The 12651-nt window shown below is 59.9% G+C and carries 11 protein-coding genes and 1 pseudogene; 6 read left to right on the top strand and 6 right to left on the bottom strand.

Annotated elements, in window-relative coordinates:
- Positions 1-36: 36 nt before the first annotated feature.
- Positions 37-687 (bottom strand): DUF1120 domain-containing protein, encoded by a 651-nt coding sequence (locus ACYZT3_RS00080; protein WP_282376208.1) that lies wholly within the window; start codon positions 685-687, stop codon positions 37-39.
- A gap of 282 nt (positions 688-969) precedes the next feature.
- Between ACYZT3_RS00080 and ACYZT3_RS00085 the strand changes: the two genes are divergently transcribed.
- Complete coding sequence (locus ACYZT3_RS00085) at positions 970-2538, top strand: phospholipase D family protein (RefSeq protein ID WP_462031251.1); 1569 nt, start codon at positions 970-972, stop codon at positions 2536-2538.
- Here ACYZT3_RS00085 and ACYZT3_RS00090 read toward each other — a convergent pair.
- Both ACYZT3_RS00090 and ACYZT3_RS00095 read right to left on the bottom strand, forming a co-directional pair.
- Positions 2535-3680 (bottom strand): MFS transporter, encoded by a 1146-nt coding sequence (locus tag ACYZT3_RS00090; protein WP_282376210.1) that lies wholly within the window; start codon positions 3678-3680, stop codon positions 2535-2537. The two genes, ACYZT3_RS00085 and ACYZT3_RS00090, sit on opposite strands and share 4 nt — an antisense overlap.
- A 160-nt stretch (positions 3681-3840) precedes the next feature.
- Complete coding sequence (locus ACYZT3_RS00095) at positions 3841-5334, bottom strand: aldehyde dehydrogenase (protein ID WP_462031252.1); 1494 nt, start codon at positions 5332-5334, stop codon at positions 3841-3843.
- Between the two features lie 238 nt (positions 5335-5572).
- Here ACYZT3_RS00095 and ACYZT3_RS00100 point away from each other — a divergent pair, with 238 nt between their 5' ends.
- A complete protein-coding gene (locus ACYZT3_RS00100; RefSeq protein WP_282376212.1) occupies positions 5573-5935 on the top strand; it encodes a cupin domain-containing protein in 363 nt (120 codons plus the stop codon).
- A gap of 72 nt (positions 5936-6007) precedes the next feature.
- Here ACYZT3_RS00100 and rpmG read toward each other — a convergent pair whose 3' ends face one another.
- Both rpmG and rpmB read right to left on the bottom strand, forming a co-directional pair.
- On the bottom strand, positions 6008-6163 hold the full coding sequence (gene rpmG / locus ACYZT3_RS00105) for a 50S ribosomal protein L33 (protein WP_007894709.1): 156 nt from the start codon (positions 6161-6163) through the stop codon (positions 6008-6010).
- 11 nt (positions 6164-6174) lie between these two features.
- On the bottom strand, positions 6175-6408 hold the full coding sequence (gene rpmB, locus ACYZT3_RS00110) for a 50S ribosomal protein L28 (protein WP_007894701.1): 234 nt from the start codon (positions 6406-6408) through the stop codon (positions 6175-6177).
- Between the two features lie 447 nt (positions 6409-6855).
- Between rpmB and ACYZT3_RS00115 the strand changes: the two genes are divergently transcribed.
- Positions 6856-8442, top strand: a complete 1587-nt coding sequence (locus tag ACYZT3_RS00115; RefSeq protein WP_462031253.1) for an ABC transporter substrate-binding protein — start codon at positions 6856-6858, stop codon at positions 8440-8442.
- Positions 8443-8482: 40 nt separating this feature from the next.
- On the opposite strand, the gene radC is transcribed toward ACYZT3_RS00115, so the two are convergent.
- Entirely contained in the window at positions 8483-9157 is a 675-nt protein-coding gene (gene radC, locus ACYZT3_RS00120; protein ID WP_462031254.1) for a RadC family protein, read from the bottom strand.
- Between the two features lie 136 nt (positions 9158-9293).
- Here radC and coaBC point away from each other — a divergent pair, with 136 nt between their 5' ends.
- The 3 genes and pseudogenes from coaBC to ACYZT3_RS00135 all read left to right on the top strand — a co-directional run.
- The gene (gene coaBC / locus ACYZT3_RS00125; protein WP_282376216.1) at positions 9294-10502 is read left to right on the top strand and encodes a bifunctional phosphopantothenoylcysteine decarboxylase/phosphopantothenate--cysteine ligase CoaBC; all 1209 of its coding nucleotides are present in this window, start codon (positions 9294-9296) and stop codon (positions 10500-10502) included.
- A 5-nt stretch (positions 10503-10507) separates the two neighbouring features.
- Positions 10508-10963, top strand: a complete 456-nt coding sequence (dut, locus tag ACYZT3_RS00130) for a dUTP diphosphatase (RefSeq protein WP_134420907.1) — start codon at positions 10508-10510, stop codon at positions 10961-10963.
- A gap of 259 nt (positions 10964-11222) precedes the next feature.
- Positions 11223-12626 (top strand): annotated as a pseudogene (locus ACYZT3_RS00135) (phosphomannomutase/phosphoglucomutase); the annotation flags it as partial.
- Positions 12627-12651: the final 25 nt, after the last annotated feature.

Below are 12651 nucleotides of genomic sequence, written 5' to 3' on the forward strand. Positions count from 1 at the left end.
AGGTTCAGAGCACAGTGACGCAGTGGCTGCGTCGGTTCAGAGGTAATACATGTCAAAGGTGACCGAACCGTCGAGCAGGAACTCGTCGGTGGTCGGCGGCAGCTCGGAGGTGGCGCGAATGGCCGCTGCCACTCTCATCGGGAATGTGTGCAGACGGGCTGCGGCCGGACCTGCCGCCGCACTCGGCCCCCAGGAGTAGGAGGTCGGCGCATTGGACATCAATCCACTGACCGGAACACGCCACACCGGGTTGGCCGGCGAACGCACCAGGAACATCTGTAGGTTGCCATCGGTCGATGGCTGACCGGTCTCCAGACTGAAACCACCGATACCGACGCCCTGAGTACTGCCCAAGCCGTAGTAAAGAGCGTCGCTGGTCCGGCCATTGAACGTCAGACCCGGCACCTTGGTGGCACCACGGTTATCGGTGACGGCGATTTCCACCGCAGCCGGCGCATCGCAAGCGATCTTCAGGGTGATATCCCGTGGCGGCAGATTGTTTTGCGCGTTAGGGCTCAAGGTGGCGGAAGAGATTCGACCCAGATCGACATTGCTACCGCCGGCAAAGGCCGGAATGCACGATGTCGGGATGACCGTGCCCGAGACCGTCAGATCAACGCTGGCTGCCTGCACCGCCAAAGGCGCCAGTGCAGCGGCCAAAACGCTGACCCAATAAAACTTTTTCATAATCACTTACCTGTGAGATAGCTGGAGACATGGACGCACGGGCAGCGCACGGAAAAAGCCGCTGCCTGCTACCGCATCCGATGCCCAGTCATCATTCCGGGTTTTGTAGGACGTTTATGTAGGAAGCAATGGCAAATCAACGCGGTTTTATCTACAGACTTTGTAGTTTCTGAAAGCTCACGGAGAACTGTCCAACAACCAGCGACTTCACGTCCTGCAAAAGCGATGAATCACAATGACGTGCCATACTTCGGCCTTTGCAATCACCTGAGACGATCCGATTTGAGAGTCAGTCCGGCCCTGCGCTTCGCTCTTTTGCTCGCCTTGCTGCTCAATGGCTGTGCGAGCCTCGACGTCTCCCGTGAGCCCAGCCAGGCATTACCGGCGGCCAGTTCGGCATTCGGTCGCTCAATCCAGGCTCAGGCCGCGCCCCATGAGGGGCAATCCGGCTTTCGCCTGCTGCCCAATAGCACCGAGGCCTTCACCGCCCGCGCCGAGCTGATCCGCAACGCCCAAAGCAGCCTGGATTTGCAGTACTACATCGTTCACGACGGCATCAGCACACGGATGCTGGTGGACGAACTGCTAAAGGCGGCCGATCGCGGGGTGCGTGTGCGCATTCTGCTCGACGACACCACCAGCGATGGCCTGGACCGGATTATTGCCACTCTGGCGGCGCATCCGCAGATCCAGATCCGTGTGTTCAACCCTTTGCACCTGGGCCGCAGCACCGGCGTGACACGAACGGTGGGACGGTTGCTCAACCTCTCACAGCAACACCGACGCATGCACAACAAGCTCTGGCTAGCGGACAACAGCGTGGCCATCGTCGGAGGGCGCAATCTGGGGGACGAGTATTTCGATGCCGAACCCAACCTGAATTTCACTGACATCGACATGCTCAGCGTCGGCCCGGTCGCCGAACAGCTGGGGCACAGCTTCGACCAATACTGGAACAGTGCGCTGAGCAAGCCGATCGACGAGTTCCTCTCAAGCAAACCGACGGCCAAGGACCTGGAAAACACCCGGACCCGACTGGAGGAATCGCTTGAGGAAACGCGCAAACAGAATCACGCGCTTTACCAGCAGTTGATGACCTTTACCACCCATCCGCGCCTGGACATCTGGCGTCGGGAGTTGATCTGGGCCTGGAACCAGGCGCTGTGGGACGCACCGAGCAAGGTGCTGGCCGACGGCGAGCCCGACCCGCAGTTGCTGCTGACCACGCAGCTGGCGCCCGAGCTCAATGGCGTCAGCAAAGAACTGATCATGGTTTCGGCCTACTTTGTACCCGGTCAGCCGGGGCTGGCGTACCTGACCGGGCGCGCCGACGCCGGGGTGTCGGTGAAATTGCTGACCAACTCACTGGAAGCCACTGACGTGCCGGCGGTGCATGGCGGTTACGCGCCGTATCGCGAGGCTCTGCTGAAGCATGGCGTGCAGCTGTTCGAATTGCGTCGCCAGCCCGGCGAAAGCGGCGGCAGCGGACCCTATTTGCTCTACAGCAAGTCCTACCGCGGCTCCGACTCCAGCCTGCACAGCAAGGCGATGATCTTCGACCAGCAGAAGTCTTTCATCGGCTCGTTCAACTTCGACCCGCGCTCGGTGCTGTGGAATACCGAAGTCGGGGTGCTGGTAGACAGCCCGGAACTCGCCGCGCGCGTCCGCGAATTGGCGATGCAGGGCATGGCGCCACCCCTGAGTTATCAGCCCAAGATTGAGAATGGCCAGATTGTCTGGGTCACTGAAGATGACGGCAAACTGCACACTCTGACCAAGGAACCCGGAAGCTGGTGGCGGCGCTTCAATGCGTGGATGAGCACCACCGTCGGCCTGGAACGGATGCTCTAGGCCGGTTCGGTCACCGCGCCAAACGCGCCTTGGCGCGACAGCAGAATTACCAACCCCAGCGCGCCTGCCGCCATCAAAAGCGGCAACGCATGCCCGCTGATCCACTGACTGCCAGCACCGGCCGCCAACGGTCCGATCAGGCAACCGATACCCCACAGCTGCGCGATATGCGCATTGGCGCGCACCAGTGCATCGTCGCGATAGCGCTCGCCGATCAGGATCAGTGACAAGGTGAACAAGCCGCCGGCACTGGCACCGAACAACACCCACAACGGCCAGATCAGCAACGTGTCGATCAACGACGGGATGGCCAGGCTCGATATCAGCAGGACCACCGCACACCCGGTGAACAACGTGCGTCGTGACAAGCGATCAGCCAGCGCGCCAATCGGCAATTGCAGCAAGGCGTCACCGACCACCACCGTGCTGACCATCGCCAGCGCAATTTCCGTCGTGAAGCCCTGACGCAGGCAATAGACCGGCAACAAGGTCAGGATCATCGCTTCGAACGCCGCGAACAGCGACACCGCCCAGGCAATCGCCGGCAGGCCACGGCAGAAGGTCAGTAAGTCACCGAAGGTCACGCTGCTGGCTTCGCTGGAGGGCGCGCCGCTGCGGCCCAGCAACAGGAAAGGTGCCGCCGTCAGCAAACCGACGCCGACCCAGAATCCGTAATCGTGTTCGGTGCCCACCACGCCCAGCAGCAACGGTCCGGCCAGCTGACTCAGTGCATAACTGCTGCCATACAGCGCCACCAATCGCCCGCGCCATTGCTCGACCACCAGTTGGTTGATCCAGCTTTCACCGAGGATGAAGACCAGCGTCAGGATCACCCCGATCATCAGCCGCAATACCAGCCAAATCGGATAGCTCGGCAACAGCGCCAGCAAACCGATGGACAACGCCCCGGCCCACAAGCACAGGCGCATCAGGTTGGCCGTGCCCAGACGCGCGGCCAGATGGCTGGAGATCTTGGCCCCCAGCAATACGCCCATGGCGGGCATCGCCGCCATCACGCCGATGGCGAAGGAGTCGTAACCCCAGCTTTCCAGGCGAAACGACACCAGCGGCATGCTGACGCCCAGGGCCAGGCCGACACTCAAGACAGACGCCAACACGGCGAAATAAGTCGCCCAACGCATGTTCCACGCTCCTGTGGATTGTTATTTTTTAACCGCCGCACAAAGCAATGTGGGAGCGAGCTTGCTCGCGATGACGGAGCAACATTCAACATTGACGTCGACTGTCATACCGCTATCGCGAGCAAGCTCGCTCCCACAAGGGATCTGCGTTGTATTGAGCTTACAACTTGATCCAGGTCGCCTTCAGCTCGGTGTACTTGTCGAACGCGTGCAGCGACTTGTCGCGACCGTTGCCGGACTGCTTGAAGCCACCGAACGGGGCCGTCATGTCGCCGCCGTCGTATTGGTTGACCCACACGCTACCGGCGCGCAGCGCTTTGGCGGTCAGGTGGGCCTTGGAAATATCCTTGGTCCACACCGCTGCAGCCAAACCATAAGGCGTGTCGTTGGCGATCTGGATGGCTTCTTCGGCGGTATCGAAAGTGATCACCGACAGCACCGGGCCGAAGATTTCTTCCTGAGCGATTTTCATCGCATTGCTGACGCCGTCGAAAATCGTCGGCTCAACGTAGGTGCCGCCGGTTTCCTGAAGAATGCGCTTGCCGCCCGCCACCAGTTTGGCGCCGTCGGCGTGGCCGGATTCGATATAGGACAGCACGGTGTTCATCTGCTGCGTATCCACCAGCGCGCCGACATTGGTCGCCGGGTCCAGCGGGTTGCCCGGTTTCCAGGTTTTGAGGGCCTCAATCACCAGTGGCAGGAATTTATCCTTGATCGAACGCTCCACCAGCAGACGCGAGCCGGCGGTGCAGACTTCGCCCTGGTTGAAGGCGATGGCACCAGCAGCCGATTCAGCGGCAGCTTGCAGGTCCGGAGCATCGGCGAACACGATGTTCGGGCTCTTGCCGCCGGCTTCGAGCCAGACGCGTTTCATGTTCGATTCGCCGGAGTAGATCAGCAATTGCTTGGCGATCTTGGTCGAACCGGTGAACACCAGGGTGTCCACGTCGTTGTGCAGGGCCAGGGCCTTGCCGACGGTGTGACCGTAACCTGGCAGGACGTTCAGCACGCCTTTCGGGATACCGGCCTCGACGGCCAGCGCAGCAATGCGGATAGCCGTCAGCGGCGATTTTTCGGACGGTTTGAGGATCACCGAGTTACCGGTGGACAGCGCCGGACCGAGTTTCCAGCAGGCCATCATCAGCGGGAAGTTCCACGGCACGATGGCGCTGACAACGCCGACCGGCTCGCGAGTGACCAGACCCAACTGATCGTGCGGGGTCGCGGCCACTTCGTCGTAGATCTTGTCGATGGCTTCACCGCTCCAGCTCAGGGCCTGCGCCGCGCCTGGAACGTCGATGTACAGGGAATCGCTGATCGGCTTGCCCATGTCCAGGGTTTCAAGCAGGGCCAGCTCTTCGGCGTGCTGTTTCAGCAGGCCAGCGAAACGAATCATGGTGGCTTTGCGTTTGGTCGGCGCCAGGCGCGACCAGACGCCGGAATTGAAGGTGACGCGGGCATTTTCAACAGCGCGCTGGGCATCGGCGGCGTCACAGCTGGCAATCTTGCCCAGCAGACGGCCATCGACCGGGCTGATGCACTCGAAGGTCTCGGCGGAGACAGCATCGGTGTATTCGCCATTGATGTAGGCGCGGCCTTCGATCTTCAGATCGCGAGCCCGTTGTTCCCAATCGGCACGAGTCAGGGTGGTCATACGAGTGTCCTCCTCTTGTTGAATACGAGCGCGCCGCGTTCTTCGTGGACGCCCTCAGGAATTCTGCCCGGCCAGCCTGCTTTTTCGGCCCAAGGCAAACGCCACCCTAAACCAGTGGCCGGGGTTGTTTCAATATATTTGACACAAGGTCGGCAAACGGCCTTGCGGTGTTCATTTTAATAAACATAGACTTTGGGCTTTCCAGTCACTTGCGCCGCAATCACGGGGGATTATAAGAATGAGCATCCAGGACATCGTCGACTTCAGCCAGGCCGCCACTGAGCCTGAGCGCTATAGACCGGACCAGGCCAAGATCCTGAAAGGTGACCCCGAACAAGTGGTTTACAACCACTACAACAGCCCCTGCGGCCAGTTGAACGCGGGGGTTTGGGAAGGCGCTGTTGGCCAGTGGCATGTGAACTTCACCGAGCATGAATACTGCGAAATCATTCAGGGCGTTTCAGTGCTGCGCGACAACGAAGGCAATGGCAAGACCCTTCGTGCGGGTGATCGCTTCGTGATCCCGGCCGGGTTCCGCGGCACCTGGGAAGTGCTGGAGCCGTGCCGCAAAATCTATGTGGCGTTTGAACAGAAGGCCTGAAGCCTTTCTTCAAGCCACAAAAAAGGCCCGTATCTCGCGATACGGGCCTTTTTCGTAAGTCGGAAAAATCAATTACTTGATTTTGCCTTCTTTGTAGATCACGTGCTTGCGAACAACCGGATCAAATTTCTTGATCTCGATTTTGTCCGGAGTAGTGCGCTTGTTCTTGTCGGTAGTGTAGAAGTGACCAGTACCGGCGCTCGAGATCAAACGAATCAATTCACGCATGATTATCTCCCTTAGATCTTGCCAGCTTTGCGGATTTCGGCCAGCACGACAGTGATGCCACGCTTGTCGATGATACGCATGCCTTTGGCAGATACGCGCAGACGCACAAAACGTTTCTCTTCTTCAACCCAGAAGCGGTGATGCTGCAGGTTCGGCAGGAAACGACGACGGGTTTTGTTGTTTGCGTGGGAAATGTTATTCCCAGTCACCGGACCCTTACCGGTAACTTGACAGACTCTCGACATGCCTCAGCCCTCTAAAACCACATGCCCAACCCGGCATGGGTTGGCCGCTTAATCTCTCAGTCATTTGGCGCCAGGCGCCGCGTTTCTTTAGAGGTCTTACCGGCTACACCTACAAGTGAAGGAACCGGGCCCCTAGAAAAGAGCGCTGCTTTATACCAGAAAGACTAGAGAGCAACAACATTCCGTGTGCACGGACTTGATAAAAACCCCATTTTTCGAGCTCAGAGCGCCTTGGATAAAGGCTCTCGTCGATAGAGACCGCTCGTCGCAGAGAATCGGCCAACACGCCAATCCAGGATTTTTCTCAGCCCGCACTCACGGAAAACAATCGCCTATAGTCCCCTTAAAATGAAAAAGGGGATAGTCATTTGCAAAAGAGCCCACTAGGGTAAGCCTTTTCCAGACTGCACTTGCAGATGGGCCTTCGATCTGTAAAGGAATCCGACCATGCGCCTCGCTGCCCTACCGCTGTTGCTCGCCCCTCTTCTGCTGAGCCCAATGGCCCATGCCGCCGCGCTGAGCGTCTGCACTGAGGCAAGCCCCGAAGGGTTCGACGTGGTGCAATACAACTCGCTGACCACCACCAATGCCTCGGCCGACGTGCTGATGAACCGTCTGGTGGACTTCGATACCGATAGTGGCAAAGTGGTCGCCGGCCTCGCGGACAGCTGGGAAGTCACGCCAGACGGTCTGACCTACGTCTTCAAATTGCATCCGCAGGTGAAGTTCCACCGCACCGAGTACTTCAGCCCGACACGCGAACTGACCGCCGAAGACGTGAAGTTCAGCTTCGACCGCATGCTCGACCCGGCAAACCCATGGCACAAAGTCGCCCAGAGCGGCTTTCCACACGCCCAGTCGATGCAGTTGCCCGCACTGATCAAGAAGATCGACGCCCTGGACCCGCTGACCGTGCGCTTCACCCTCGACCACCCGGACTCGACCTTCCTCGCGACGTTGAGCATGGGCTTCGCCTCGATTTACTCGGCCGAGTACGCCGACAAACTGATGAAGGCCGGCACGCCGGAGAAGCTCAACAGCCAGCCGATCGGCAGCGGTCCTTTCATCTTCACGCGCTTCCAGAAAGATGCCTCGATTCGCTACAAGGCCAACCCGGATTACTTCCGCGGCAAGCCGTCGGTGGACCCCTTGATCTTCGCCATCACCCCGGACGCCAACGTACGGTTGCAGAAATTGCGCCGCAACGAGTGCCAGATCGCCCTGTCGCCCAAGCCTCTGGACGTACAGGCGGCACTGAAAGAACCGACGCTGAAAGTCGAAAAGACCGACGCCTTCATGACGGCGTTCGTCGGCATCAACAGCCAGCATCCGCCGCTGGACAAGCCTGAAGTGCGCCAGGCGATCAACCTCGCGTTCGACAAGGCCAACTACGTCAAGGCCGTGTTCGAAGACACCGCCGAACCCGCCAATGGCCCCTACCCGCCTAACACCTGGAGCTACGCCAGAGGCTTGCCGGGCTACCCGCATGACGTCGAAAAGGCTCGGGCATTGATGGCCAAGGCCGGGCTCAAGGACGGTTTCCAGACCACCATCTGGACCCGACCTTCCGGCAGCCTGCTCAACCCGAACCCAAGCCTCAGCGCTCAAATGCTCCAATCCGACCTCGCGGAGATCGGTATTCAGGCCGAGATTCGAGTGATCGAATGGGGCGAACTGATTCGCCGCGCCAAGGCCGGTGAACATGACCTGCTGTTCATGGGCTGGGCCGGCGACAACGGTGACCCGGACAACTTCCTCACACCGCAGTTTTCCTGCGCCGCAGTCAAGTCCGGCACCAACTTCGCCCGCTACTGCAACCAGGACCTGGACAAGTTGATCAGCGCCGGCAAGACCACCGGCGAGCAAGGTGTGCGTACCAAGCTCTACGAACAGGCTCAGGCGCAGATCCAGCAGCAAGCGCTGTGGTTGCCGCTGGCCCACCCGACCGCATTCGCACTGATGCGCAAGGAAGTCGAGGGTTACTCGGTGAGCCCGTTTGGTCGTCAGGATTACTCGAAAGTCAGCCTTAAGTAATAGCCACACCACAAACCCCTGTGGGCATCGTATTTACCCTTTACATCCACCCATACTCAGCCATCGACAGCGGATCGCCATCGCCTATGATGAAATGGTCGAGTACCCGCACATCGATCAGGTCCAGCGCCTCTTGCAGGCGCTTGGTCAGCGTGCGGTCGGCTTGACTGGGGTTGGTGTTGCCCGACGGATGGTTGTGGCAGAGGATCAACGCTGCAGCGTTGTGGGCAAGTGCACGCTTGACCACCTGTCTTGGATGGACACTCGTGCTGTCGATTGAGCCGCGAAACAACGCTTCAAAGGCCAGCACTTGATGCTTGGAATCCAAAAACAGACACCCGAACACCTCGTGAGGCTCATGGCGCAGCATCGACTTCAGATAATCACGAACCGCCTGCGGATTTTCCAATGCCGATTTTTGGCGCGCACGTTCGGCTAAATGCCGTCTGCCCATTTCCTGGACCGCTTGCAACTGAGCGAATTTCGCGGGTCCGAGCCCCAATTGCCTGCTGAATGCTTCCTGATCGGCCTCGAGCAGTGCGCGCAGGCTGCCAAACTGATTCAACAGGTGTCGCGCCAGATCTACCGCGCTTTTACCCGACACGCCGGTTCGTAAAAAAATCGCCAGCAGTTCGGCGTCCGAAAGACTCCCAGAGCCCAACTCAAGTAACCTCTCCCGCGGGCGCTCAGCCGCCGGCCAATCACGAATACTCATAGCACCTCCCTGTCGTGTGGGCGCCGCTGTTCCGTAGCGGTCGCTGTGATATCGTAGCCCATCTTTTTTGCTGGCGATTTCATCCCTGGGGAGGGGGTATCGCCATGCAGTCACCATCGAATTGAAAGGCAGACCTATGCAGCGGCTGTATCGGAAACGCATCGTTCTGGGCGTCGGCGGCGGTATCGCTGCCTACAAGAGCGCCGACCTGGTTCGCCGCCTGATCGACCAGGGCGCCGAAGTGCGCGTGGTCATGACCCGTGGCGGCAGCGAGTTCATCACCCCGTTGACCATGCAGGCCTTGTCAGGGCACCCGGTCCACCTCGACCTGCTGGACCCGGCGGCCGAAGCTGCGATGGGCCACATCGAGCTGGCCAAGTGGGCCGACCTGGTGCTGATCGCCCCCGCTACAGCGGACCTGATCGCCCGTCTGGCACAAGGCATTGCCGACGACCTGCTGACCACGCTGGTGCTGGCCACCGACGCCGTGGTCGCCGTTGCCCCGGCGATGAACCAGGCCATGTGGCGCGATCCAGCGACCCAGGCCAACCTGCAACTGCTCGAAAGCCGCCACCTGAAAGTCTTCGGCCCGGCCTCCGGCAGCCAGGCCTGTGGCGACGTCGGCATGGGCCGCATGCTCGAAGCCACCGACCTCGCGCAGTGCGCAGCGGACTGCTTCCAGCGCCAGGCGCTGACCGGCAAACACGTGCTGATCACCGCCGGGCCGACCCAGGAAAACATCGACCCGGTGCGCTACATCACCAACCACAGCTCCGGAAAAATGGGCTTTGCCCTGGCCGAAGCCGCGGTGGAAGCCGGCGCCCGTGTGACGCTGATCACCGGCCCAGTGCACCTGCCAACGCCAGATCGCGTCACCCGCATCGACGTGGTCAGCGCTCGCGACATGCTCGCCGCCTGTGAAGCCGCGATCCCTTGCGACCTGTTTATCGCTTCGGCAGCGGTCGCGGACTACCGCCCGGAAGTCGTCGCCCCACAGAAACTCAAGAAAGACCCTGCGAACGGCGACGGCTTGTTGCTACAGATGGTGCGCAACCCAGACATTCTGGCCACCATCGCCACGCGCCCTGACCGTCCGTTCAGTGTCGGTTTTGCCGCTGAAACCGAACACCTGCTCGACTACGCTGCACGCAAGTTGAAAGACAAGAACCTCGACTTGATCGTCGCCAACGACGTCGCCAACCCGAGCATTGGCTTCAACAGCGAAGAAAACGCCTGCAGCGTGATCGACCGCCAGCTACACGCCACACTTTTCGCCCAGACCAGCAAGAGCAAGATTGCCCGCCAGCTGATCACTTTTATCGCCGAACGTCTGAACCAGGTTTAATTTACATGCACGCTTTGCAAGCCAAGATCCTCGACCCTCGCATCGGTACCGACTTCCCGCTGCCGCAGTACGCCACACCAGGCTCCGCCGGCCTCGACCTGCGCGCCATGCTGGAAAAAGACACCGTCATCAAGCCGGGCGAAACCCTGCTGATTCCAACCGGTCTGTCGGTGTACATCGGCGACCCGGGCCTGGCGGCGCTGATTCTGCCGCGCTCCGGCCTGGGCCATAAGCACGGCATCGTGCTGGGCAACCTCGTCGGCCTGATCGACTCCGATTACCAGGGTCCGCTGATGGTGTCGTGCTGGAACCGTGGCCAGACCGACTTCAACATGGTGGTGGGCGAGCGTTTGGCCCAGCTGGTTTTGGTGCCGGTCGTTCAAGCGCACTTCGAGATGGTCGAAGAGTTCGTTGAAACCGAGCGCGGCGCTGGTGGTTTCGGGCATTCCGGCAGCCATTGATCACAGGGTCGCAGGCTGGGCAGTCTGCCCGGCCTGACGCCAGTTTTTTTTGCATTCCAGGACGAAAATTGCACTAGCCTCATCTGGAAGGTTTACCGCCCAAAATCAAGGCATTGGCCGGCCAATCGCTAGCTAATGTTGGGGGCATGGCCTTTGCACACCACGAACTCTCAGTGGAAAACGCCGTCATACCCTTCAGTTTGAACCTGCCGACGAGTTCTTCGCAGCAGGTCCAGCCACCCTTCGAGATGGAGCATTTCCAGTAATGAGCAGCCCAGCCCAAGTCGCACCCAAGTTCCCCGACAGCATCTTCCGCGCCTACGACATTCGCGGCACCGTCCCGGAATTTTTGAACGCTGAAACCGCTTATTGGCTAGGTCGCGCCATCGGCTCCCAGAGCCTGGCCCAGGACGAACCGAATGTATCCGTTGGCCGTGACGGTCGCTTGTCCGGCCCGGAACTGGTGGAGCAACTGATCAAAGGCCTCGCCGACAGCGGTTGCCACGTCAGCGACGTCGGCCTGGTGCCAACACCTGCGCTGTACTACGCCGCCAACGTGCTGGAAGGCAAATCCGGCGTGATGCTCACCGGCAGCCACAACCCGTCGAACTACAACGGCTTCAAGATCGTCATCGCTGGCGACACCCTGGCCAACGAACAGATCCAGGCCCTGCACGAACGCCTCAAGACCAACAACCTGAGCACCGGCAAGGGCAGCATCACCCAGGTCGAAATCCTCGACCGCTACAACACCGAAATCGTCCAGGACATCAAACTGGCTCGCCGTCTGAAAGTCGTGGTCGACTGCGGTAACGGCGCCGCCGGCGTGATCGCCCCGCAACTGATCGAAGCCCTGAACTGCGAAGTCATCCCGCTGTTCTGCGATGTCGACGGCAACTTCCCGAACCACCATCCGGATCCGGGCAAGCCTGAAAACCTCGTGGACCTGATCGCCAAGGTCAAGGAAACCAACGCTGACCTCGGCCTGGCTTTCGACGGCGATGGCGACCGCGTCGGCGTGGTGACGAACACCGGCAGCATCGTCTTCCCGGACCGCCTGCTGATGCTGTTCGCCCGTGACGTACTGGCGCGCAACGCTGACGCGGAGATCATCTTCGACGTCAAATGCACCCGTCGCCTGACCCCGCTGATCAAGGAATACGGCGGCCGTCCGCTCATGTGGAAGACCGGTCACTCGTTGATCAAAAAGAAAATGAAACAAACTGGCGCCCTGTTGGCTGGCGAGATGAGCGGGCACATCTTCTTCAAGGAACGCTGGTTCGGTTTCGACGACGGCATTTACAGCGCAGCGCGTCTGCTGGAGATCCTCAGCAAAGAAAAATCCACTGCGGAAGAGCTGTTTGCGACCTTCCCGAACGATATTTCTACGCCGGAAATCAATATCCATGTGACCGAAGAGAGCAAATTCAGCATCATTGATGCACTGCACGACGCGAAATGGGGCGAAGGCGCCAACCTGACCACCATTGACGGCGTGCGAGTCGACTACGCCAAAGGCTGGGGCCTGGTGCGCGCGTCCAACACCACACCGGTGCTGGTGCTGCGCTTCGAGGCCGATGACGAGGCTGAATTGCAGCGCATCAAGGATGTTTTCAAAGTCCAGTTGAAGCGCGTTGCACCTGATCTCCAATTACCGTTTTGACCTTCTGAAGCGCCCTTATTTGAAG

The sequence above is a fragment of the Pseudomonas sp. MDT1-16 genome (assembly GCF_054898115.1).

Bases quoted from the DNA above. Each gene is read 5' to 3' on its own strand.
- dut (WP_134420907.1), top strand. From the start codon at position 10,508: ATGCACGCTTTGCAAGCCAAGATCCTCGACCCTCGCATCGGTACCGAC.
- ACYZT3_RS00115 (WP_462031253.1), top strand. From the start codon at position 6,856: ATGCGCCTCGCTGCCCTACCGCTGTTGCTCGCCCCTCTTCTGCTGAGC.
- ACYZT3_RS00080 (WP_282376208.1), bottom strand. From the start codon at position 687: ATGAAAAAGTTTTATTGGGTCAGCGTTTTGGCCGCTGCACTGGCGCCT.
- rpmB (WP_007894701.1), bottom strand. From the start codon at position 6,408: ATGTCGAGAGTCTGTCAAGTTACCGGTAAGGGTCCGGTGACTGGGAAT.
- ACYZT3_RS00100 (WP_282376212.1), top strand. From the start codon at position 5,573: ATGAGCATCCAGGACATCGTCGACTTCAGCCAGGCCGCCACTGAGCCT.
- rpmG (WP_007894709.1), bottom strand. From the start codon at position 6,163: ATGCGTGAATTGATTCGTTTGATCTCGAGCGCCGGTACTGGTCACTTC.
- coaBC (WP_282376216.1), top strand. From the start codon at position 9,294: ATGCAGCGGCTGTATCGGAAACGCATCGTTCTGGGCGTCGGCGGCGGT.
- ACYZT3_RS00090 (WP_282376210.1), bottom strand. From the start codon at position 3,680: ATGCGTTGGGCGACTTATTTCGCCGTGTTGGCGTCTGTCTTGAGTGTC.
- radC (WP_462031254.1), bottom strand. From the start codon at position 9,157: ATGAGTATTCGTGATTGGCCGGCGGCTGAGCGCCCGCGGGAGAGGTTA.
- ACYZT3_RS00095 (WP_462031252.1), bottom strand. From the start codon at position 5,334: ATGACCACCCTGACTCGTGCCGATTGGGAACAACGGGCTCGCGATCTG.